We start from the raw sequence: 23,772 nt of genomic DNA on the forward strand, positions 1-23,772 counted from the left end.
GATATGAAAATTATAATTCCCATGGCTGGAAAAGGATCACGTCTTCTTCCACATACTTTAAATACTCCTAAACCATTGATGTATATTGCAGGAAAAACAATTTTGAGAAGACTAGTGGAAAGTTTATCCAAAATTATTCAAGTTTTTTCCATACAAGAAATTATTTTTATTATAGGAAATTTCGGGAATAAAGTTGAAAAACAATTAATCCGATTATCTCACGATTTAAATCTTAATCCTATTATATATTATCAAATTATGCCACTTGGAACTGCAGATGCTTTATTAAAAGCTAAAAATTCTTTAACAGGAGAACCAATTCTTGTTGCTTTTTCTGATTCTTTATTTTATCATAATTCTTTTGATAAAGAAATTACTCATAAAGCAGATAATATTATATGGACAAAAAAAGTTAAAAATCCTCATTTATTTGGTATTGTAAAATGTGATTATTCAGGAATTATTACTCATTTTATAGAAAAACCAAATAATTATGTATCGAATCTTGCAATTGTGGGGCTTTATTATTTTAAAAATAGTTTACTTTTAAAAAAAGAATTACAATCTATATTTGATCGTAATATTAAAAATGAAGAAGAATATCAATTAACATCTGTTTTAGAAAATATGAGAATCAAAGGAGAAAAATTTATCAGTAAACAAGTTCAAGAATGGATGGATTTTGGAAATCAAAAAAGAACTATTTATTCAAATTCAAGAATTTTATCTATTGAATCAAAAAATTCAAAATTGATTCATGAAAAGGTTATGATAAAAAATAGTTTGATTATTGAACCTTGTTCAATAGGAAAGAATACAAGTATTGAAAATAGTATTATAGGACCTTATGTTTCAATAGGAAAATATACAAAAGTGGAAAACAGTAATATAAAAAAATCTTTAATTCAAGATTATACAACAATTCAATACGCAAATTTAAATCATTCAATGATAGGAAATCAATCTATTTACATTGGAGAAAAATCGAAAAAAGTAAGTTTAAGTGATTATTCTGTTTATAAATAAATGAAAAATTCATAATTTTTTTTATATTTGATAAAAATTCCATGTGTATGGATTTTATTTTCATTTTTTCTATGCTACTTGGCACTTTTGGAACGACGGAAATCGTGGTTATTGTAATTCTTGCACTTTTATTATTTGGAGGTAAAAAAATTCCAGAATTAATGAAAGGATTGGGTACTGGATTAAAAGAATTCAAAAAAGCTTCTGAAGAAAAAGATTCAGAATCAGAAAAAGAATAAAAATTCTTCTTTCATTTTACGTTTGTTTATTAGTACTTTTTTTTCTAAAATTTTAGAAACTAATCAAACTAATAAATAATGGGAACGACAACGATAAGAAATATTATGTTTTTTGTGTTCATATTAAAAAGCTTTGTGATTCAATCTGTATCGAAACCATTTTTAGAACAAAGAAATGTAATAAACTTTCATAAAAATATTTCTAATCCAAAATTAGATTTAAACAATATATATATCGAAAAATTATGGAAGAAAATGTTAGGAGGAAAGAAAAAATATTTATCTGGAAGAAAATTATCTCATAATAATAAAAGAAATATTATTATAACCAACATAAATCCTGAAGAGTTAAGACTAAGACTTAATCTTCTAAATCAAAAATCTCAAATTAAAATATTGAAATATAATACGATTGTACATGCCTCTGTAGAGAGTTATCTTCGTATGGGGAAATATATAGAGAGAATCATCTCATTATCAGATTTTTATTTTCCTATGTTTGAAGAAAAACTTGAAAAGTACCGTCTTCCAAAAGAATTAAAATATTTAGCTATTATAGAGTCAAATTTAAATCCTGTAGTGACTTCTAAAGCAGGAGCGAAAGGTATTTGGCAATTTATGCCTGAAACTGGTAGAATATATAACCTTGATATTAATAATATTTACGACGAAAGAAATGATCCTCTCAAATCAACAGAAGCCGCTTGTAGATATTTGAAATTTTTATATAAAAAAATAGGAAATTGGGAATTGGTTTTAGCGGCTTATAATGCAGGACCAGGAACTGTGGATAAAATATTACAACGTCATAAAAATAGTAAAAACTTTTGGGAATTATGGGAATCGTTTCCAAAGGAAACTCAAAATTATATTCCAAAATTTATTGCTATAAATTATATTATGAATTATTATAAGGAACATAATATTTATGCACACTTCTCTTCTCCCTACAAATACAAATATAAAGAAACTATATTAATCCCTATAAAAGAAAAAATTTCTATGAAATTTTTTGCTTATAATTTAAATATTTCTTACCAAGATTTGGTCCTTCTCAATCCAAAATATCTTGTAGACCTTATTCCTTCTGGTAATAAATTAAGACTTCCGAAAAATAAAATTTTACTTTTTAAAAGAAAAGAAGGATTTTTTTCAATTTCAAAAAGAATCTATAAAAATTAATAATCGTACATATTATGTATTATGATAAAAATTAATTTCTTGAAAAAAAATTTATTTTCAAAGTTATGAACGAAAAAATTGAACAAAAAAGAAAATCCTTACAACTTGTATTAGAAAAAATGGATAAAATATATGGAAAGGGAATCGTAATGAAAATGGGGGATTCTAATACAGAAAATTTTGAAATTATTTCTTCTGGATCTTTAAGTTTAGATATCGCTTTAGGAATCAAAGGGTTTCCAAAAGGTCGTATTATTGAAATATTTGGACCTGAATCTTCTGGAAAAACAACTTTAGCCTTACATGCAATTACTCAATCTCAACAAATAGGAGGATTTGCAGGTTTTATCGATGCAGAACATGCTTTTGATCGTGTATATGCTAAGAAAATAGGAGTGAATATAAAAGAATTAATAATATCTCAGCCAGATAATGGGGAACAAGCACTTGAAATTGTGGATAATTTAATTAGATCTGGAGTTATTGATATGATAGTGGTTGATTCTGTAGCCGCTTTAACACCTAAAAGTGAAATAGAAGGAGAAATGGGGGATTCTAAAATAGGATTACAAGCAAGGTTGATGTCTCAAGCTTTGAGGAAGCTAACTTCGAGTATAGGAAAATCTAAAAGCATACTTATATTTATTAATCAATTAAGAGAAAAAATAGGAGTTTATGGAAATCCAGAAGTTACAACAGGAGGAAATGCTTTAAAATTTTATTCCTCAATACGATTAGATATACGAAAAGGGAATCAAATTAAAAATGGAGAAAAAATATTAGGAAATAGAACGAGAGTCAAAGTCGTAAAAAATAAGTTATCTCCTCCTTTTAGAACGGCTGAATTTGACATTATGTACGGTGAAGGAATTTCAAAAATTGGTGAAATTTTAGATTTAGGAGTGGATTTAGGAATTATTAAAAAGAATGCATCTTGGTTTAGTTATGGAAATATTAAACTAGGACAAGGAAGAGATTCCGTAAAAGAATTTTTAAAAGAAAAACAAAATATCATAAATGAAATACAAAAAAATATATATAAAAATATTATATGAAAATTACTTTTTTGGGAACTGGAACTTCTCAGGGGATTCCTGTTATTGGATTTAAACATCCAGTATGTTTATCTAAAAATTCAAAGGATAAAAGGCTTAGAAGTTCTATTTTAATTGAAAAAGATAAAAAAAATTTTTTGATAGACTGTGGACCAGATTTTCGTTATCAAATGCTAAGAAGTAATCATGAAAAATTAGATGCGATTTTTATTACACATGAACATCAGGATCATATAGGAGGATTAGACGATATAAGACCAATAAATTTTCATATGAATAACCCCATTCCTATTTATGGATTACGTAGAGTTATAGAAAATTTAAAAAAAAGATTTTTTTATCTTTTTTCGGAAAACAAAAAATCAAATATTTCTAGAATTTCCGTTCATGAATTAGAATTAGATGATTGTAAAAATTTTTTTTTCGTAAAAAATTATAAAATTTTTCCTTTATCCATATGGCATGGATCTCTTCCTATTTTAGGATTTCGTATAGAAAATTTTGCGTACATCACGGATGCTAGTGATATACCAATTCAAACGATACAACAATTAAAAGGAATCAACATATTGGTCTTAAATATATTAAGAAAAGTTTCGAATAATCCTTTTTCTATCATGCTTTCTGAAACTTTAAATATCATTCAAAAAATTTGTCCTAAAAAAACTTATTTGACACATATTAGTCATACATTTGGATTTCACGAAGAAATTGAAATACAATTACCTAAAAATGTTTATCTAGCTTATGATAGATTAATTATATATGTCTGAATGAATCAGAAATTAACACAAAAAAATGCAAATATTTAAAAATATCTTTTTTTCCACAAAAATTACTTCTTTTTTATTTTTATTATTAGCTTTATCTATGGCTACAGCTACCTTTATAGAAAAAAAATACTCCACAGATGTAGCAAAAATATTTATTTATGAGTCCACTTGGTTTGAAGGAATCATATTATTTATCATAATAAATTTAATAGGAAATATATGGAAATATAAATTATGGAGTTTTAACAAAATTCCTTTGTTTATATTTCATTTATCATTTGTATTAATTTTTATTGGGGGGATTTTTTCTAGATATTACAGTTTTGAAGGAACAATGTCGATAAGAGAGGGAGAAATAAATGGAAAAATTCTTTCCAGAAAAAATTACATAAAATTAAAAATAAGTAAAGGCTCTTACACTAGATTTTATCATGATCCTTACATTTTTTCTTCTTTTCATAAGAAATATCAAGGTAACTTTGATTTTCAAGGAAATCCTTTGAAAATCAAAGTTATAAATTATATACCATGTGCAAAAATTATTTTTTCAAAAGAAAAACCAGAAGAAAAAATTATAAAAATAGTTTCAACAAATCAAAAAGGAAGAATAGATTATTTTGTTAAAAATGGAAACATAATAAATATAAATGGGATTTTATTTTCTTTTAATAAAGAAATTCCTTTTGGAGTTAGAATTTTTGAGAAAAAAAATAAACTTTACGTAAAGTCATCTTTTTCAGGAAAAAGCATTAATATGATAAATAGGAAAATAAGTTTTTTTTCAAAAAATAATTATGACATACTGAAAATAAAACATTTATATCAAACTAAAATAGATCAAAGCCATAAAATAGTACAATGGGTTATTCCTGAAGGAGTAGTGAAAGGAAAATTAAAATATGTCAAATCATGTTATCATGAAGATAATAATCAATTAAGTGCTATTACAACAAAAATTTTTTTTCAGAATCAATCTAAATTAGTAACCTTTTTAGGAGGAAAAAACTCAATAAATATGAGTGCTCCTTATTTTTTTAATAATTATAAAATTTCCATTGGATATGGATCAATTTTTTGGAAAATTCCTTTTTTTTTGAAATTGAAAAAATTCAAAGTAGAAAATTATCCAGGTTCTGAATTTCCATCTACTTTTATGAGTTATGTAACATTAATAGATAAAAACAATAGGAAAGACTATTTAATTTATATGAATAACGTTTTAAATTATAAAGGATTTCGATTTTTTCAATCTGGATATGATCCAGATGGAAAAGGTACTCATTTTTCTGTTAATAATGATTATTTGGGGACATATTTATCCTATATAGGTTATATTTTTATGAGTATAGGAATGTTTCTTACTTTATTTTGGAAAGGAACTAGATTTAGTTTTCTTAAAAAGAAACTGAAGAATTTAACTTCTAAAAAAAGTCATTCAATCTTATTTATTGTATTCTTTTTGTTAAGTGTTATACATAATTCCATATCTGCTCAAATACACGAATTTAAAAAGATTCCTTTAGAAAACGTTTTTGATGCTATTCATATACCTAAAAAACATAGTGAAAATTTTGGACGTTTATTAGTACAAGATCATAAAGGTAGAATTAAACCCATTAATACAATCGCTGTTGAATTACTTAGAAAGATACATAAAAAAGACTCTGTAGGAAGCTTAGATGCTAATCAATGGTTCATATCTGTACATCAAGATAATATTTTTTGGACAAAAATTCCTTTTATTAAAGTTGATAAAAAAGGAGGACATAAATTTCTCAATAAAGTAAAAGCAAATCAACAATATTATGTTTCTCTTATAGATTTATATTTTATAGATTCAAGAACTTCAAAACTTCAATTTGTTCTACAAGAAGATTATAAACAAGCTTTTTCAAAGAGTCCTATTCAAAGAAACGAATATGACAAAGCAGTACTTAATCTTAGTGAACGTGTAGGAATAATGCATGAAATTTTTCAAGGAAAGTATATACGTATTTTTCCTATTCCTCATGATATAAATCATACTTGGTCCAGTTGGTTTATATCAAACTCAAACAAGTTAAATCTTACAGGTTTATCCATGTTTAATAATTATCTTAAATCTTTGTTATTTTCTCAGAATGAGAAAAATTGGAATATTTCGGATAATGAAATTCAAAAAATACGATTATATCAACTCAAACACGCAAAGTCTATTTTGCCTTCAAAAAATAAAATATCTGTAGAAATAATTTATAATAAATTAAATATATTTTATGTATTATCTTTTCTGTATGCCTTATTGGGAACAATTATTATCATTAATTCTTTTTTTCTAATATTTTTTAGAAAAAAATATATGTTTTTTTTTTCTAAAATATTTGTTTTCATTTTATTTATTCTATTTATTTTAAATTTCTTAGGATTAATTTCTAGATGGTATATTTCTGGACATGCTCCATGGACTAATGGATATGAATCCGCTATTTTTATTAGTTGGTGTTTAATTGGAATAGGTTTTTTATTTTACAAAAATCAATTTGTTTCAGGAAACACATCTTTAGTTTCATCTATTTTGTTAATGGTTGCACATGGAAGCGCTATGGATCCAGAAATAACCAATTTAGTACCTGTATTAAAATCTCATTGGTTGATTATACATGTAGCAACAATAACATCAAGTTATGGTTTTTTTTTAACAGGAGCATTTTTGGGATTTTTAGTATTAATTTTTTTTATATTAAAAATGTGTTTTCGTGGTTATAGTGAAATAATTCATGTTCATATTGAAAAATTAACTATTATTAATGAAATGTGTTTGACCATAGGGCTTTTTTTATTAACTATAGGAACTTTTCTAGGTTCTGTTTGGGCTAATAATAGTTGGGGTCGTTATTGGAGTTGGGATCCAAAAGAAACTTGGGCTCTGATTAGCATAATGATTTATGCTTTTGTATTGCACATTCGTTTAGTTCCATATTTAAAAAGCATATTTACTTTTAATTTTTTCAGTATATTATCAATCAGTTCTATTTTAATGACTTATTTTGGAGTAAATTATTATTTATCAGGATTGCATTCTTATGCAAAAGGAGATCCTATCTCTATTCCTTCTTGGATATATTATAGTTTGTTAATTTTGTTAATTATTGCTATTTTATCTTATTATTCTTATTCATCTGAATTTCATAAAAAAATATATAATAAACAGTGAGTTTTCATTCGTTTTTTTTAAAAAAATATTTGAAAAAAAAAGAAAGTACTCTATTTAGAGACGCATTTGGGAATTTTCATTTTATAAAACGTTTCTTAATTTTTACTTTTGGATGTATTTCTTATAATCGTTATAATGGATTCAATCAGTTGCATTTGGAAGGGACTGAATATATAAAAGATTTACCTGATAAAAAAGTTCTTTTTGTATCTAATCACCAAACTTATTTCGCAGATGTTTTTGCTATGTTTCATGTATTTTGTAGCGTAAAAAATGGTTTTGTCAATAGTATTAAAAATCCTATTTATCTTTTAAATCCTAAAGTAAATTTATATTATGTAGCTGCGAAAGAAACTATGAATCAAGGTTTTTTAACCAAATTATTTACTTATTCAGGAGGTATTATTGTAAAAAGAACTTGGAGAGAAGGGGATAAACAAATTAATCGTCCCGTAGATGTATCTGAGATTACTCGTATGGGAATAGCTATTAATGATGGATGGTTAATTACTTTTCCACAAGGAACTACTCAAGCTTTTGCTCCTGGACGAAGAGGAATTGTTCATGTGATTAGAAAATACAGTCCTATTGTTGTTCCTATTGTAATAGATGGATTTCAAAAAGCTTATGATAAAAAAGGAATTCGAATCAAGAAAAAAGGAGTTTTACAAAAAATGAAATTTAAAGAACCTATTCAATTAAATTTAGAAAAAGATACAACAAATTCCATTATGGAAAAAATTATGGATGCTATAGAACAATCACCTAAATATAGATATAGAAAGGATAATTCATAAATGCTAAATAATAATGAAATATAAATTGATAAAAGATACTTTTCTCAGTTTTTTTCAAAAAAAAAAACATAAAATCATTTCTTCTTTTCCTATTTTTTCAAAAAATGATCCCACTCTTCTTTTTATTAATGCTGGAATGAATCCTTTTAAAGATTATTTTTTAGGACATAAAAAACCTGAATATACGAGAATAGCAAATGTTCAAAAATGTCTTAGAATTACTGGAAAACACAATGATTTAGATAATGTCGGATATGATAATTATCATCATACCATGTTTGAAATGTTAGGAAATTGGTCTTTTGGAGATTATTCAAGAAGAGAAACCATAGAATGGGCTTGGGAATTGTTAATTAAAGTATATAATATTCCTGATGAAAATATTTATGTATCTGTTTTTCTTGGAGATAAAAAAGACGAATTGTCCATGGATAAGGAAACTTTGAGATATTGGAAAACCTTAATTAACGAAAATCATATTCTCTTTTTTGGAAAAAAAGAAAATTTTTGGGAAATGGGAACTACAGGACCTTGTGGTCCTTGTTCCGAAATTCATATAGATTTACGAAACGAAAAAGAAAAAAATATATTACCTGGAAGGTTTCTTATTAATAAAAAACATCCTAAAGTTATAGAAATTTGGAATCTTGTTTTTATAGAATTTCTACGTAAATCAGATGGAACATTGAAAAAACTTTCTACAAAACATGTAGATACGGGAATGGGATTAGAGAGATTATGTATGATTTTACAAGAAAAAATTTCCAGTTATGAAACTGATATTTTTTATCCTATTATTCAGGACATAGAATATGATTTAGGAAATGTTTATAATAAAGAGGATTTTCATCAAAAAGTATCTATTCGAATTATAGCTGATCATTTAAGGGCTATTGTTTTTTCTATATTGGATGGACAATTACCATCAAATAATGGAGCGGGTTATGTAATAAGAAGAATACTTAGAAGGGCCATTATTTTTTCTATCCGTTTCTTATATAAAAAGGAACCTTTTATTTACAAATTTGTAGATTCTTTGGTTAGAGAAATGAAAAGTTCTTTTCCAGAGTTAGAAAATAAAAAAATATATATCCGAGATCTACTTAAAGAAGAGGAATTATCTTTTTTTACTGTTATTGAAAAAGGAAGTAAAAAAATTCAATATATAATCAACAAATATAAAGAAAAAAATGAAAAAATTATTGATGGAGGAACAATTTTTAAATTATACGATACTTATGGATTTCCTATGAAATTATCTAAAATATTAGTTGAAAAAAATAATTTGCTTATTGATGAAAAATCATTTCAAAAAAAATTGTTGGAACAACAAGAAAGATCAAAAAAAGAAAATAATTCAATCATAAAAAAAGATTGGATAAAAGTACATAATGATTTTGATGAAAATCAAAGTTTTGTAGGATATGATTTAACAGAGTGTAATATTTTTATATTAAAATACAGAGAAGTAGAAAATAAATTAAAAAAAATTCATTACTATGAATTAGTTTTTTCTAAAACTCCTTTTTATCCTGAGGGGGGGGGGCAATTGGGTGATACGGGAATCATAGAAAATAAAATTGAAAAAATTGATATTTTTGATACTAAAAGAGAAAATTCTATTATTATACATTGTGTTAGAAAATTACCTTTAAATATTTTTTCTTCTTTTAAGGTTATAGTCAATCAAAATAGAAGAGTTAAAATAGAAAAAAATCATACTTCCACTCATTTATTACATTTCGCTTTGAAAAAAGTTTTAGGAGATCATATTCAACAAAAAGGTTCTTATGTAGGAGATGATTATTTAAGGTTTGATTTTTCTCATTATAAAAAAATAACTATCCAAGAATTGGATCATATAGAAAATTTAGTTCAAGAATTAATTTTTTCTGATCTTTTTTTAAAAATAAAAACGTTTGATTCTTTACAAGAAGCTAGAAAACATGCTTTTTTTAGTGAAAAATTTGAAGATAAATATAAAAAAGAAGTTAGAGTTGTTACTTTTGGACAATCTTCCGAATTATGCATTGGAACACATGTTAAACATACTGGATTAATTCAAGTTTTTGAGATATTATCAGAATCTTCTATATCACATGGAATACGTAGAATTAAGGCTATAACTTCTAAAAAAGCAATTCTACATTTGAAATCTATTCGTGATCAATATCAATATTTAAAAAAAATGATGAAATATCCAGAATCTCCTATGAAAAGTTTTTCAAATTTGAAAAAATCTAATGAAAAATTAAAACAAGAAATATCAAAAATATATTCACAAAAAATCAAAATATTAAAAAAAGAATATTCTTTAAAAGCTACAGAACTTTCTTCTATAAAATATATATGTGAAATTGATTCTTATCAAGAAAAAGAAATAAATATTATGAGAAAAATAGCTTTAGATTTAAGACATGAAATTCATAATTTATTCATGATTATAGGATTTGTAACAAATGAAAAAGTAATTATTTTTATATCTATTTCTGATTCTATTATTAAAAAAAATAATGATGTTCATGCTCACAAAATAATATGTAAAATGGCAACTCACATACATGGAAAATATTGGGGGAACTCTTCTTTTGCTACAGCTATGGGAACCAAAAAAAACGGATTGAATTTAGTTTTGAAAGATGCGATTGCATTTCAAAATCTCTTGAAAAATAAATAGACTAAACTTTGATAGATATTTAAAATGTTTAAATTTGAAGTAAAAAAAAACATATGAATGATAGATATTCTTTTCTAAATGCCATTCATTTCAAAGATATAGAATTTCTATATAATAAGTATAAAGAAAATCCTAATTCAATAGAACCAAGTTGGAGTGCTTTTTTTCATGGATTTGATTTTGGAAAAGAAACCAATGAATATGAAAACGTTATAAAATCAAAAGATGGTATTAATGATATCATACAAAAAGAATTTTTAGTATCTAATTTAATTTACGCTTATAGAAAAAGAGGTCATTTTTTTACGAACACAAATCCTATTCGAAAAAGAAGAAAGCATTTTCCTTCTTTAGATTTGATCAATTTTGGATTATCTGAAAAAGAACTAGATACATATTTTGAAGCTGGAAAATTAATAGGTGTAGGAAAAACTTCATTAAAAAATATAATTAATTATCTAAAAAAGATTTATTGTGGATCTATAGGAATAGAATATATGTATATTTCTAATCCTGAAAAAATTCAGTGGATTGAAAAATGGTTTCAAAAAGAAAAATTACAATTTTCTTCAGAAGAAAAAAAATTTTTTTTGAAAAAATTAAATGAAGCAGTTACATTTGAAAATTTTATTCATACCAAATTTGTAGGTCAAAAAAGATTTTCTATAGAAGGAAATGAGTCAACGTTACCTGCATTGGAAGAAATGGTTGAATATGCATCCAACAAATATCTAACTGAAGATTTTATAATTGGAATGTCACATAGAGGTAGGTTAAATATACTTTCTAATTTTTTTAAAAAAAATTATTCTCAAATATTTAGTGAATTTCAAGGAAAAGAATATAAAGAAAAGACTTTTTCTGGTGATGTTAAATATCATTTAGGATTTTCTAAAATAAGAAAAACTCGTAAAGGTAGATATGTTGAAATGAATTTGGTTCCAAATCCTTCTCATTTAGAATCTGTAGATGCTATTGTAGAAGGAATTACGCGCGCTAAAATAGATATTGTTTATAATAAAAATAGTAATTCGGAAAAAATTATACCTATTTTGGTTCATGGAGATGCCGCCTTATCTGGTCAAGGAATTGTATATGAAGTACTTCAATTATCTCAATTAAAAGGATATAGAACTGGAGGAACAATTCATATCGTAATTAATAATCAAATAGGATTTACGACGAATTATACTGAAGGTCGTTCCAGTATATATTGTACTGACATAGCTAAAGCTATTATGGCTCCAGTATTACATATTAATGCGGATGATGTAGAATCTGTTATTCGAGCTATTTATTTTGCTGTAGATTTTAGAATGCGTTATCATGAAGATATTTTCATAGATTTATTGGGATATAGAAAATATGGACACAATGAAGGAGATGAGCCTAGATTTACTCAACCTTCTTTATACAAAGCTATTTCTAAACATACTAATTCCTACAATTTGTACAGAAAAAAATTGGTGAAAGAAAAAATTATTAATAATGAAGACGTAAAAAATATGGAGAAAGAATATGAAAATACTCTTAATATAAAATATCATGAAGCAAGTAATATTAAATGGAACGTATTAAATTCTTTTTTAGAAAAAGAATGGAAAGATTTTCCTATAGCGTCTAATCACGAAGATATTTTTAAAAAAGTGGATACACGATTTTCTATAGAAAATATTATAAAAATATCCGATAAAATTTTCTCTCTTCCAAAAAAGAAAAAATTCTTTAAGAAAACGGAGTTCATTTTTCAAAAAAGATTGGAAATGATTAAAAAAGAGTTAGTAGATTGGAGTATGGCAGAATTACTATCTTATGGAACGCTTTTGTATGAAGGAATTCATATTCGTTTATCAGGAGAAGATGTAGCAAGAGGAACGTTTTCTCAACGTCATGCTGTTGTAAAAACAGAAGAAGAAGAAGAAATTATTCTTCTTAATCAAATTGAACCAAAACAAGGAAAAATACAAATATTTAATTCTCCTCTTTCAGAATATGGAGTTTTGGGGTTTGATTATGGATATGCCATGTATTCTCCTCATATTTTAACTTTATGGGAAGCTCAATTTGGAGACTTTGTGAATGGAGGACAAATTGTAATAGATCAATATATTTCTTCTGGAGAAGATAAATGGAAAATTAGAAATGGAATTGTATTATTGTTACCTCATGGATATGAAGGGCAAGGACCAGAACATTCTTCTGCTCGTATTGAACGTTATTTACAACTTTGTGCTAACAATAATTTATTTTTGGTTAATTGTACTACTCCAGCTAATTTTTATCATCTTATTAGAAGACAAATGAAATTAAAATATCGAAAACCTCTTATAGTCTTTACCCCTAAGAGTTTGCTTAGAAATGCGAAATGTTTATCCACAATCAAAGATCTTTCTACAGGAATTTTTCAAGAAATATTGGATGATCCTCATGTAAAAGATATAAAAAAAATCAAAAAATTAATTTTTTGTTCTGGTAAGATATATTATGAATTGCTAAACAAAAGAGAATCTATTCAAGATGAAAAAACCGCATTAATTCGTATAGAACAAATATATCCATTAAAAATAGAAAAAATCAAAGAAATTATCAAAAAATATAAAAATAAAAAAGAAATTTTTTGGGTACAAGAAGAACCAGAAAATATGGGATTATGGAGTTTTATTTTAAAAAAAATAAGCAATGTTATTTCACTCAATTTAATATTAATAGCTCCATTTGAAAGCTCTAGTCCATCTACAGGATCTTATTCTCATTTTTTAAGAATTCAAAATCAAATATTAAAAAAAGCTTTTCTTTGAAATTTAAATTATAATAAAATTTTTTTAAAATTTAAATTATGATAATAAAGGTAAAAGTCCCTTCTCCAGGAGAATCAATTACAGAGGTAGAAGTTTCCACATGGCTCGTAAAAAATGGAGATTATGTTAATAAAGGTCAAATAATAGCAGAAATAGATTCAGATAAAGCTACTTTAGAAATTTCTGCAGAAGAGAATGGAATAATCACCTTAATGGTAAAAAAAGGAGAAATAGTTAGAGTTGGAGATGTTTTATGTTTGATCGATTCTTCCAAAGAAAAGATAAAAACACATAAAGAAAAAATTGGTTATAAACATGAACAAGATGTTGAAAAAATGTCTCCTATAAATCTTAAAATACCTTCTCCAGCTGCAAAAAAAATTTTAAATGAAAAAAATATTTCTATAGAATCTATTCAAGGAACTGGAAAACATGGGAGAATTACAAAAAAAGATTGTATTGTTCATTTAGAAAAAATCCCTTTTATTTCTGATCGACCTGTTACAACAATGTATAGATCGAAAACAATAACTCCTCTTTCTTCTCTGAGAAGAAAACTTTCCGAAAGATTAGTCTATGTAAAAAATAAAACCGCTTCTCTCACCACATTTAATGAAGTAGACATGCTAGAAATTTTTCTTATTAGAAAAAAATATAAAGATATTTTTAAGAAAAAACATGGAGTCAATTTGGGTTTTATGTCTTTTTTCACTTTATCCTGTGTAAGGGCGCTAAAACTTTATCCAGATATCAATGCTATGATTAGTGAAGAAAAAGAAAAAATTAATTTTGAATATTACGATATTAGTATTGCTATATCTGGCCCTAAAGGATTAATGGTTCCTGTAATTAGAAATGCTGAGCATTTATCATTTCGTGGAATAGAACAGGAGATATATAAATTATCAACACGCGTTCATAATGGAACAATTTCTATAGATGATATGACAGGAGGTACTTTCACTATTACTAATGGAGGAGTTTTTGGATCAATGTTATCAACACCAATTATAAACCCACCACAAAGTGCCATATTAGGAATGCATAAAATAGTGGAAAGACCTGTAGTCATTAATGGATCCATTGAAATCCGTCCCATTATGTATTTAGCTTTATCTTATGATCATAGAATAATTGATGGAAGAGAATCTGTAGGATTTTTAGTATCTGTCAAAGAATCTATAGAAAACCCTATAAGATTCTTGATGGGAGGAAGCGAAGAAAATATTTACAAAAGATTAGAATTATAAAATTCTAGGTTTATTAAAATTATATAACATGAAAATTCATGAGAAAAATTTTTATTTTCCTTTTTTCTTTTATTATTTTATTAGGAGGATTAAAGAATCAGAAATCTAAATATAATAATAAAGAAAAATTAAAAATTATAAAAGAAGATCAATCATATCCTATTAAACCTATTAATATTATTTTTATGATGCCTTTGTTTTTTAGTTCTTCAGAAATGAATCAGGAAAATAAAAAATTTAGTGATCATGCTTTATCTTTTTATCTTGGAGCTAAAACTGCTATAGACTTTATCTTTTTGTTTAAAAAACAAAAAATAAATATTAAAATTTTTGATACTAAAAATGAAAAAAAGAGGATTATAAACTTTATACATTCATATGATTTATCTAAAACTCATGCTATTATAGGTCCTTTTTTTCGTTCTTCTTTAGAAGAAGTTGCTAAAAACAATAAAAAAATACCTATTATTTCTCCTTTTCTATCTTCTGACTATTTAAATTTTTATCCTAATATTGTTCAAGCTGAAGCAAAAGATATTTATTTAATAGAACCTATTTTGGAAGAAATCAAAATTATTCATCAAAGAAAAAAAATAAAAACTTTATATTTGTTAGGAGAAGATACTTCTAAAAAAATCACAAATTTCGTAAAAAAAAAATTATTACAATGGAATCTTCATTTTCAAGTTTTTTATTTGGAAAAAAATTTTCCTCATGTTCCTACAAAAAAAATGCCTTTTTTTGCTGTTTTCTTAGGGGGGAATTCTCTTTTAGGAGAAAAATTCATTGAATTCATTAAAGAATTTCCTGATAAAAAAATTATTCCTTTTGGAATAGGTTACAATAATATTTATTATAAAAATATTTCCTTATTGAGAGAATATAAATTTTTATTTACAACTAAATATCATTTCAATGAAAATGATGAAAATAAAAGAAAAATGTTCCTTTTTATAAAAAAAAAACTTGGAAATCGTTTAAACAAATACCAATTATTGGGATTTGATTTATCTTATGACATATCGTCCAGACTTCTTGAAAAGAAAAATTTATTTGAAATCATAGATAAAAAACCCTTTTCAGGATTGGTTAGCAAATATAAATATGAAAGAATTTCTGACAAAGGAGGGTATCTCAATAAAGGATTATGGATTATTCGTTTACATTAAAATTTTTTTCTAATATAAGGATTAGGTCTATTTATATTTCCTATATTTATCTTTTTCATTTGCATTTTTATAATTTGAATTTGATCATGTAATAAACCAGAAATATCCATTTTTTTTGCTTCTAACAGTAAAAATTCAGCTCTTTTTTTATCTCCTTTTGATAAGGATGCTATTGCTAAATTTAATTTAGCAATAGCTATGTTTTGCTTAAATTTTAGTCCTAAATCTAAAGCCTTCTGCATATAATTTTCTGATTGAAAAATATTATTTTCTGAATACAAAATTCCATTTAAAAAATAATAATAAGCCATTTGATTTTGAGTTAATTGTAATTTAGGATTTTTAACGTATCCTAAATATTTTTTTAATCCTTTCATATCCTTTTTTCGTATTTTAAGAAAGGCTAATAATAAAAATTCATTTCTAAAAATGAAAAATATAGGAATTAAACTTAATAAAAGTAAAATATATCCATATAAATAGTTTTTGTTAAAAAATAAGAAAATGGATCCCAAAAAAATAAACAGAAATAATACTATTTTTGAGTATTTACTCATGATTCAAATTTTGATTAAAACCAGAATAAATATGTTTTTCTTTGATCCAATTGATAAGATCTTGATAATTTATATTATTTAAAGTATGTCCAGATTCATATTCTTTATAAAATAAAGAAAGCATTTTTTTTTGTTTTAAAAATTTCAATCCTTTTTTTACCCAATTTATAGGAATTATAGTATCATATTTTCCATGAGATACAAAAAATTCTAAATCGTTAAAAAAATTCATTTCTTTTGGTAAAAGACTATATTCCAAATATCCACTTAAAGCGATTACTTTTTTTATTTTTTCAGAATTTTTTAATGCTATAGCATAGCTTAAAATAGCTCCTTGGCTAAAACCACATATCCATACTGGACTTTTTTTTAATTGATACTCTTTTATAGCTTCATGTATAAAAAATGATATTTTTTCAATAGTTTTTTTAGCCTGTATTATATTAATGAATTTTTTTTCATGATTAAAATCTATGTCATACCAAGAATATTTCTCTTCTCCAAGAGAGTAAAGCCCTTGAATACTAATTATAAAAAAATTTTCTGGAAGATCTTTTTTAAAAGAAAAAAGATCTTTTTCATTACTCCCGTATCCATGAATCATTAAAAAAAGTGTATTTTCATTTCCACTTACAGATTTTTTTATGATATGTTTAATAGAAAGTTGATTTTTTAAAAGCATAAAATATTTTTATTTATCAATCTTGTACACTATTCCATTTTCTATTTTTAATTTTTCATCAGCCATATTTGCTAATTGTAGATTATGAGTAACAATTAGAAAAGTTTGTTTTAATTGATGATTAAGTAAAGAAAAAAAATTATGTAGTTTTTCTGCATTTTTTTCGTCTAAATTACCAGAAGGTTCATCCGCAAAAATAATTTTGGGATCATTTATCAAAGCTCTCGCTACAGATAATCTTTGTTTTTGTCCTCCAGATAATTCTTCTATTCTTGAATTTTCGTATTTATATAGATTTAATTTTTTTAATAAATTTATAGCTTTTTTTTTCACACATCCTTTATTTTTTTTTTTTATAAAACCTGGTATACAAATATTTTCTAATACAGTAAATTCAGGAAGAAGTTTAGGGGTTTGAAATATAAAACCTATTTTTTGATTTCTTAAAATAGAAAGCTCTTTGTCTGTAAGAGACAATATTTCTTTTTTATTGATTTTGAGAATCGTTTTTATTTCTTTCTTTATAGTCGGTTTTTCTAAAGTTCCTAAAATATGCAATAAAGTGCTTTTTCCTGCTCCGGATTCTCCCAAAATACATACCATACTGCCTTCTTTTACCATAATATTTACTCCTTTTAAAATTTCATCTTTTCCAAAAGATTTGTAAATATTTTTAGCCTGAATCATTTTTTCGTAAATTTATAATTCTTCTTTTTTTCTTGTTTTTATTATAGACTAAACTAAATTAATAAACTCAAAAAACGTTTCAAAAATAAACTAATTTTAGTTTAAATTTACTTTTAAAATGATAATTCAATGAATTTATATGAATATCAAGGTAGAGAAATATTGAAATCTTTCTCAATTCAAGTTCCTGATGGAATGTTGGCTTCTTCTCCTGAAGAGGCTGTAAAAATAGCTAGAATTTTTTTTGAAAAAACTGAAAAGAAATCTTTAGTTATTAAAGCTCAAATTCATGCTGGAGGAAGAGGAAAGGCTGGAGGTATTCAAATAGCCAAAAATTTGGATGAAGTTTATGAAAAATCTAAAAATATTTTAGGAAAATTTTTAATAACTTCTCAAACTTCTAAAAAAGGAAAATTAGTTCGAAAAATTTTGTTATCTGAAGATGTTTATTTTTCAGAATCAAGTACTCCTGTAGAATATTATTTATCCATATTATTGAATCGTGATATAGAGAAAAATATAATTATTTATTCTAGAGAAGGAGGGGTCAGTATAGAAGATGTTTCAAAAAAAAATCCAAATAAAATATATACAGAAGTAATAGATCCGATATTGGGCCTTCAATCTTTTCAAACAAAAAAAATCGGTTTTAACTTAGGAATATACAATAATGAGTCTTTAAAAAGTTTTAGTATTTTCTTATTTTCTCTTTATAAAGCTTATATTACTTATGATGCTTTGTTATTAGAAATCAATCCTTTGATAAAAACATTTGATGAAAAAATTATACCAGTTGATGTAAAAATTATTTTGGATAATAATGCTTTATTTCGTCATAAAAAATATGATTTAATGCGTGATAGAGATGATATTAGTGTAATTGAAAAAGAAGCTATTGAAGCAAAATTAAATTTTTTAAAGTTGGAAGGAAATGTAGGATGTATGGTTAATGGAGCTGGATTAGCAATGGCTACTATGGATATGATTAAATCTTGTGGTGGGGTTCCTGCTAATTTTCTAGATATAGGAGGTTCTGCTGATAGAGAACGTGTAGAAAAAGCTTTTTATCTTATCTTAAGGGATAAGTCAGTAAAAACAATATTAATTAATATATTTGGAGGAATTGTACGTTGTGATACAGTCGCAAAAGGAATTATAAATTCCTACTCAAAAATTAATCAAGATATTGAAGTTCCTGTAGTTGTTCGTTTACAAGGAACAAATGAAAAAGTAGCAAAAGAATTAATAAAAAAAAGTTTATTACCTATTTATTCTACTGACACTTTAAAAGAAGCAGCTGATAAAATTCAAGAAATCTTGCATATAAGATAAAGTTTATTTTTTATTTATGAATAAAGTTTTTTCTGTATTATCTGAAAAATATAAACCTTTTAAATGGAGTGAAGTTATAGGACAAAGAGATATCATTTGTATTTTACAAAAAGCAATACAAGAAAATCGTTTATCTCAAATTTTATTTTTTTTTGGACCTAAAGGAGTTGGAAAAAATACATGTGCACGAATTTTATCAAATGAATTAAATTCTTTTTCAGAATCAGAAGATTTTTCTTTAAATAGATTTGAAATTAATGAATTATTAAATAATTCATTAGAATATTTTTATAAAATTGTCAATCAATCTCGTTTTTCTCCTAAAATAGGAAAATATAATATATTTATTATTAATGATATACATACTTTTTCTCAATATATTTTCAATTTTATTCTTAAATTCATAGAAGAAAAACATCCGCATATATTATTTATTTTTTGTGGTTCGGAAGAAAAAGAAATTCCAAAATTGATTCTATCACGTTGTCAAGTTTATGAATTTAAAAGTATTTCTGTAAAAGAAATTTTTTTACATTTAAAAATGATTGCTCAAAAAGAAAGTATAGAAGTAGAAAATGAAGCATTATTTATTTTATCAAAATATGTTAAAGGATCTATAAGCAAAGCTATTTACTTGTTTGACAAATTGATTTTGTATAGTGAAAAAAAAATATCCAAAGAATTTTTAATTAAAAAACTAGGAATTATTAATATCAAATACTATTTTAAAATAGTAGATTATCTTTTAGATAAAAAAATACATAAAATATTCATTTTACTAGATGAAATTTTACAAGAAAAAATTAATTTTTATGATTTAATTATAGGATTAATGAAACATTTCAGAAATTTATTTTTATCTAAAAATTATGAAACAATTTCTATTTTGAAATTTAAAAAAGAGATAATATTTTCTTACATTGCACAATCAAAAAAAATATCTCATTTTTTTTTAATAAATGCTTTTAACATTTGTCTTCGTTTGAGAAACGAATATGAAAAATTAAATAAAAATCATCGATTAACCATTGAAATTTATCTGATACAATTGGCATATTTATTTTATAAAAATTCTTCCTTAAAAGAAGAAGAAGAAAAAAAAAAAGAAAAATTTTTTGATTATAAGGATCATGAAAAAATTAAATTTTTACAAGAAAATTGGATAAAATTTGTACAAAAATTTTCTGATAAAATAAATCCTATTTATTTATATTTTTTGAAAAATGAAATTCAATTTCAAATTGAAAAAAACAAAATATATTTCATTATTCCCTCTAAATTAGAAAATCACGGTTTTTTGTTAATTCAAGCACATTTTGTAAAATATTTTAAAAAGAAGTTCAATAATTCACATGTAGAATTTGAAATAGTTAAAAAAAATTCAAATACAATAGAACAATATAATCTTTTATATCAAAAAAATAAATTAATAGAAACATTAATAGAACGATTGAAATTAAAAATTTCTTCTTCTAAAATACAAGAAGATAAAAAATTTTTATAAAAAATTTTTTATCAAATTATTCTCATTTGTAGAAATGAAAGAGATATTTTCTCTTTTTTAAGACTTTTTGTAAAAAATATTTTTAATGATTTTAATTTATGATTCATCATTATTCGTCAAACGGTATAAAAAAAATTTTTTTCTCTTCTTCTTATTCTGATGAAGATCTTGAAAGTGATAGCTCTTCCTCTTCTTATTCTTATGGATCAGGAGGAAGTGGAACAGGTTATTATGGAGGGACTTCAATAAAAAGTAAAACTCCTATTTTGGATAACTTTGGAAGAGATTTGAATTCTATAGCCATAGAAGGAAAACTAGATACAGTGGTAGGTAGAGATAAAGAAGTTGAACGTGTATCTCAAATATTGAGTAGAAGAAAAAAAAATAATCCTCTTCTTATAGGAGAACCTGGAGTAGGAAAATCTGCTATTGCTGAAGGATTAGCATTACGGATTGTACAAAAAAAAGTCTCTAGAGTATTATACAATAAAAGAGTCGTTGTATTAGATTTAGCAAGTTTAGTTGCTGGAACTAAATATAGAGGACAATTTGAAGAAAGAATGAAAGCTATTATAAACGAATCAGAAAGAAATGCTGGTTTAATTTTATTTATAGATGAAATTCACACTATGATTGGAGCAGGAGGTACTACAGGATCATTAGATGCTTCTAACATATTTAAGCCTGCTCTAGCAAGAGGGGATATTCAGTGTATTGGTGCAACTACACTCAACGAATATAGACAATACATAGAAAAAGATGGAGCTTTAGAAAGAAGGTTCCAAAAAATCATAGTGCAACCTTCTTCTGAAAAAGAAACTATAGAAATTTTAAAAAAAATAAAAGGAAAATATGAAAGTCATCATAACGTTCTTTATACAGAAGAAGCAATAAAAGCTTGTGTACATCTTACTGTTAGGTATATTGTAGATCGTTTTTTACCAGATAAAGCAATTGATGCTTTAGATGAAGCTGGATCGCGTGTTCATATTAAAAATATAAAAGTTCCACAAGAAATTGTTCTTTTGGAAAAAGAATTAGAAAGTATTCGGAAAGAGAAATCTAAAGTTGTTAAAAGTCAAAAATACGAAGAAGCGGCACATTTACGTGATACAGAAAAACGTATAGAAAAACAATTAATCAAAGCTCAAAAAGAATGGGAGGTATTTTCTAAGAAAAATAAAGAAATTGTATCTGAAGAAAATGTTGAAGAAGTGGTATCTATGATGAGTGGGGTTCCAGTAAATAAAATAGCTCAAGCTGAAATGAAAAAATTGAGCAAAATGATAGAAAAATTGAAAGAAAAAATAGTAGGACAAAATGAAGCTGTGGAAAAAATAGTAAGAGCAGTTCAAAGAAATAGAACTGGATTAAAAGATTCTAGTTCTCCTATAGGTTCTTTTATTTTTTTAGGACAAACAGGAGTAGGAAAAACATATTTCGCAAAAATTTTTGCGAAAGAATTATTTGATTCAGAAGAATCATTAATTCGTATAGATATGAGCGAATATATGGAGAAATTTTCTGTATCTAGATTAATAGGCGCGCCTCCAGGTTATGTAGGTTATGAAGAAGGAGGACAATTAACGGAAATTATACGTCGTAGACCTTATTCCGTAATATTATTGGATGAAATAGAAAAAGCTCATCATGAAGTATTTAATGTTTTATTACAAATATTGGATTATGGATGTGTAACAGATAGTATTGGAAGGAAAATAAATTTTAAAAATACCGTGATTATTTTTACTTCAAATACAGGAACCCAACAATTAAAAGAATTTGGTCAAGGAATCGGTTTTCATACTCAAGCAAGAAAATTTAATAATTATATTAATAATGTACTAGAACAAGCCTTAAAACGAACTTTTTCTCCTGAATTTTTAAATAGAATAGATGACATTATTATTTTTAATTCTCTAACAAAAGAAGATATATCAAAAATAACTTGTATTGAATTAAAAAAAACAATTATTCATGTATCCAATTTAGGTTATAAATTGGAATTATTTCCTGAAGTAATAAATTTTATTCAAAAAAGAGGATTTGATCAAGAGTATGGAGCGCGTCCTTTAAAAAGAGTAATAGAAAAATTTATAAAAAATCCTATATCGGAATATATAATTAGTGAAAAATTGAAAAAAGGAGATAAAATTTCACTAAAAATGAATGCAAATAGTGATAATGTAGAAGTATTGATTAATACATGAATTTTTTTTCAAAAAAAAGAAAAATTATTGAAAAAATATTGGATTTTTTATATCCTGATCCAACTAGTACTCTATATTATATAAACGAGTATACTTTACTGATATCTATAATATTAACAGCTAGAAGTAAAGAGGAAAGAGTTAACAAAATAACAAAATTTTTATTTAAAAAGATAAAAACTCCAATGGATACAATTCGTCTTCCTATTAAAAATATAAAAAATATTATAAAAAATATTGGACTTTATAATATAAAATCTAAAAATATTTATGATTTATCTGTTATATTAATAAATGAATATAATGGAATTCTTCCTAAAAATATTTCTGAATTAGAATCTTTACCCGGTGTAGGACATAAAACGGCATCTGTTTTTTTATCTCATGTATCTGATGAATTTGTATTTCCTGTAGATACTCATATTCATAGAATGATGTTTCGTTGGAAATTAAGCAGTGGAAAAAATGTGAAGCAAACGGAACAAGATGCAAAACGTGTTTTTAAAAAAAAAAATTGGAAAAAATTGCACTTTCAAATTATTTCTTATGCTAAAGAATATTCTCCATCTCAAAGATGGAATTCAAAAAAAGATATTATCTATCAAGAACTTTTAAATAAAAATTTACTACCTTAAGTATAA

At 24.7% G+C, this 23,772-nt stretch carries 18 protein-coding genes; 15 read left to right on the forward strand and 3 right to left on the reverse strand.

The features are described from left to right. The first annotated feature begins 3 nt into the window (after positions 1-3). The 11 genes from H0H74_RS00195 to H0H74_RS00245 all read left to right on the forward strand — a co-directional run bounded on the left by H0H74_RS00195 (position 4) and on the right by H0H74_RS00245 (position 16,159). On the forward strand, positions 4-1,026 hold the full coding sequence (locus H0H74_RS00195) for a sugar phosphate nucleotidyltransferase (protein WP_185849255.1): 1,023 nt from the start codon (positions 4-6) through the stop codon (positions 1,024-1,026). A 41-nt stretch (positions 1,027-1,067) separates the two neighbouring features. Then, complete coding sequence (locus H0H74_RS00200; RefSeq protein ID WP_394798658.1) at positions 1,068-1,265, forward strand: Sec-independent protein translocase subunit TatA/TatB; 198 nt, start codon at positions 1,068-1,070, stop codon at positions 1,263-1,265. A gap of 78 nt (positions 1,266-1,343) precedes the next feature. Next, positions 1,344-2,447: a lytic transglycosylase domain-containing protein gene (locus H0H74_RS00205; RefSeq protein WP_185849257.1), complete on the forward strand. Its 1,104-nt coding sequence runs from the start codon at positions 1,344-1,346 to the stop codon at positions 2,445-2,447. Between the two features lie 65 nt (positions 2,448-2,512). Beyond that, a complete protein-coding gene (gene recA / locus H0H74_RS00210; RefSeq protein WP_185849258.1) occupies positions 2,513-3,502 on the forward strand; it encodes a recombinase RecA in 990 nt (329 codons plus the stop codon). Beyond that, on the forward strand, positions 3,499-4,275 hold the full coding sequence (locus tag H0H74_RS00215; protein ID WP_185849259.1) for an MBL fold metallo-hydrolase: 777 nt from the start codon (positions 3,499-3,501) through the stop codon (positions 4,273-4,275). The genes recA and H0H74_RS00215 overlap by 4 nt, the downstream gene beginning before the upstream one ends. A 25-nt stretch (positions 4,276-4,300) precedes the next feature. Then, positions 4,301-7,468, forward strand: coding sequence for a cytochrome c biogenesis protein CcsA (gene ccsA, locus H0H74_RS00220; RefSeq protein ID WP_185849260.1), 3,168 nt, complete (start codon positions 4,301-4,303; stop codon positions 7,466-7,468). 29 nt (positions 7,469-7,497) lie between these two features. Continuing rightward, positions 7,498-8,265 (forward strand): lysophospholipid acyltransferase family protein, encoded by a 768-nt coding sequence (locus tag H0H74_RS00225; protein ID WP_185849261.1) that lies wholly within the window; start codon positions 7,498-7,500, stop codon positions 8,263-8,265. A gap of 13 nt (positions 8,266-8,278) precedes the next feature. Then, positions 8,279-10,942, forward strand: a complete 2,664-nt coding sequence (gene alaS / locus H0H74_RS00230; protein ID WP_185849262.1) for an alanine--tRNA ligase — start codon at positions 8,279-8,281, stop codon at positions 10,940-10,942. Between the two features lie 53 nt (positions 10,943-10,995). Then, positions 10,996-13,740, forward strand: a complete 2,745-nt coding sequence (locus H0H74_RS00235) for a 2-oxoglutarate dehydrogenase E1 component (protein WP_185849263.1) — start codon at positions 10,996-10,998, stop codon at positions 13,738-13,740. A 38-nt stretch (positions 13,741-13,778) separates the two neighbouring features. Then, on the forward strand, positions 13,779-14,990 hold the full coding sequence (odhB, locus tag H0H74_RS00240) for a 2-oxoglutarate dehydrogenase complex dihydrolipoyllysine-residue succinyltransferase (RefSeq protein WP_185849264.1): 1,212 nt from the start codon (positions 13,779-13,781) through the stop codon (positions 14,988-14,990). Between the two features lie 38 nt (positions 14,991-15,028). Further along, a complete protein-coding gene (locus H0H74_RS00245; RefSeq protein WP_185849265.1) occupies positions 15,029-16,159 on the forward strand; it encodes a type 1 periplasmic-binding domain-containing protein in 1,131 nt (376 codons plus the stop codon). Here H0H74_RS00245 and H0H74_RS00250 read toward each other — a convergent pair. Genes H0H74_RS00250 through H0H74_RS00260 form a run of 3 tightly spaced genes read right to left on the reverse strand, consistent with a single transcriptional unit; the run spans position 16,156 to position 18,085 of the window. Next, a complete protein-coding gene (locus H0H74_RS00250) occupies positions 16,156-16,716 on the reverse strand; it encodes a hypothetical protein (protein ID WP_185849266.1) in 561 nt (186 codons plus the stop codon). The two genes, H0H74_RS00245 and H0H74_RS00250, sit on opposite strands and share 4 nt — an antisense overlap. Then, the gene (locus H0H74_RS00255; protein ID WP_185849267.1) at positions 16,709-17,398 is read right to left on the reverse strand and encodes an alpha/beta hydrolase; all 690 of its coding nucleotides are present in this window, start codon (positions 17,396-17,398) and stop codon (positions 16,709-16,711) included. The genes H0H74_RS00250 and H0H74_RS00255 overlap by 8 nt, the downstream gene beginning before the upstream one ends. A gap of 9 nt (positions 17,399-17,407) precedes the next feature. After that, a complete protein-coding gene (locus H0H74_RS00260) occupies positions 17,408-18,085 on the reverse strand; it encodes an ABC transporter ATP-binding protein (RefSeq protein WP_185849268.1) in 678 nt (225 codons plus the stop codon). 129 nt (positions 18,086-18,214) lie between these two features. Here H0H74_RS00260 and sucC point away from each other — a divergent pair, with 129 nt between their 5' ends. The 4 genes from sucC (at position 18,215) to H0H74_RS00280 (ending at position 23,766) form a co-directional block, all read left to right on the forward strand. Beyond that, the gene (gene sucC / locus H0H74_RS00265) at positions 18,215-19,417 is read left to right on the forward strand and encodes an ADP-forming succinate--CoA ligase subunit beta (RefSeq protein WP_185849269.1); all 1,203 of its coding nucleotides are present in this window, start codon (positions 18,215-18,217) and stop codon (positions 19,415-19,417) included. Between the two features lie 16 nt (positions 19,418-19,433). Beyond that, on the forward strand, positions 19,434-20,921 hold the full coding sequence (locus tag H0H74_RS00270; protein WP_185849270.1) for an AAA family ATPase: 1,488 nt from the start codon (positions 19,434-19,436) through the stop codon (positions 20,919-20,921). Positions 20,922-21,019: 98 nt separating this feature from the next. After that, positions 21,020-23,131, forward strand: coding sequence for an ATP-dependent Clp protease ATP-binding subunit (locus H0H74_RS00275; protein WP_185849271.1), 2,112 nt, complete (start codon positions 21,020-21,022; stop codon positions 23,129-23,131). Continuing rightward, positions 23,128-23,766, forward strand: a complete 639-nt coding sequence (locus H0H74_RS00280; RefSeq protein ID WP_185849272.1) for an endonuclease III domain-containing protein — start codon at positions 23,128-23,130, stop codon at positions 23,764-23,766. The genes H0H74_RS00275 and H0H74_RS00280 overlap by 4 nt, the downstream gene beginning before the upstream one ends. Positions 23,767-23,772 lie beyond the last annotated feature (6 nt).

Source organism: Blattabacterium cuenoti (assembly GCF_014251315.1).
Lineage (GTDB): Bacteria > Bacteroidota > Bacteroidia > Flavobacteriales > Blattabacteriaceae > Blattabacterium > Blattabacterium cuenoti_AJ.

What these genes read in the sequence shown, in the direction of transcription:
- sucC (WP_185849269.1), top strand. Translation starts at nt 18,215, where the DNA reads ATGAATTTATATGAATATCAAGGTAGAGAAATATTGAAATCTTTCTCA.
- H0H74_RS00260 (WP_185849268.1), bottom strand. Translation starts at nt 18,085, where the DNA reads ATGATTCAGGCTAAAAATATTTACAAATCTTTTGGAAAAGATGAAATT.
- odhB (WP_185849264.1), top strand. Translation starts at nt 13,779, where the DNA reads ATGATAATAAAGGTAAAAGTCCCTTCTCCAGGAGAATCAATTACAGAG.
- H0H74_RS00195 (WP_185849255.1), top strand. Translation starts at nt 4, where the DNA reads ATGAAAATTATAATTCCCATGGCTGGAAAAGGATCACGTCTTCTTCCA.
- H0H74_RS00270 (WP_185849270.1), top strand. Translation starts at nt 19,434, where the DNA reads ATGAATAAAGTTTTTTCTGTATTATCTGAAAAATATAAACCTTTTAAA.
- ccsA (WP_185849260.1), top strand. Translation starts at nt 4,301, where the DNA reads ATGCAAATATTTAAAAATATCTTTTTTTCCACAAAAATTACTTCTTTT.
- recA (WP_185849258.1), top strand. Translation starts at nt 2,513, where the DNA reads ATGAACGAAAAAATTGAACAAAAAAGAAAATCCTTACAACTTGTATTA.
- H0H74_RS00215 (WP_185849259.1), top strand. Translation starts at nt 3,499, where the DNA reads ATGAAAATTACTTTTTTGGGAACTGGAACTTCTCAGGGGATTCCTGTT.
- H0H74_RS00235 (WP_185849263.1), top strand. Translation starts at nt 10,996, where the DNA reads ATGAATGATAGATATTCTTTTCTAAATGCCATTCATTTCAAAGATATA.
- H0H74_RS00200 (WP_394798658.1), top strand. Translation starts at nt 1,068, where the DNA reads ATGTGTATGGATTTTATTTTCATTTTTTCTATGCTACTTGGCACTTTT.
- H0H74_RS00255 (WP_185849267.1), bottom strand. Translation starts at nt 17,398, where the DNA reads ATGCTTTTAAAAAATCAACTTTCTATTAAACATATCATAAAAAAATCT.
- H0H74_RS00250 (WP_185849266.1), bottom strand. Translation starts at nt 16,716, where the DNA reads ATGAGTAAATACTCAAAAATAGTATTATTTCTGTTTATTTTTTTGGGA.
- alaS (WP_185849262.1), top strand. Translation starts at nt 8,279, where the DNA reads ATGAAATATAAATTGATAAAAGATACTTTTCTCAGTTTTTTTCAAAAA.
- H0H74_RS00205 (WP_185849257.1), top strand. Translation starts at nt 1,344, where the DNA reads ATGGGAACGACAACGATAAGAAATATTATGTTTTTTGTGTTCATATTA.
- H0H74_RS00245 (WP_185849265.1), top strand. Translation starts at nt 15,029, where the DNA reads ATGAGAAAAATTTTTATTTTCCTTTTTTCTTTTATTATTTTATTAGGA.
- H0H74_RS00275 (WP_185849271.1), top strand. Translation starts at nt 21,020, where the DNA reads ATGATTCATCATTATTCGTCAAACGGTATAAAAAAAATTTTTTTCTCT.
- H0H74_RS00280 (WP_185849272.1), top strand. Translation starts at nt 23,128, where the DNA reads ATGAATTTTTTTTCAAAAAAAAGAAAAATTATTGAAAAAATATTGGAT.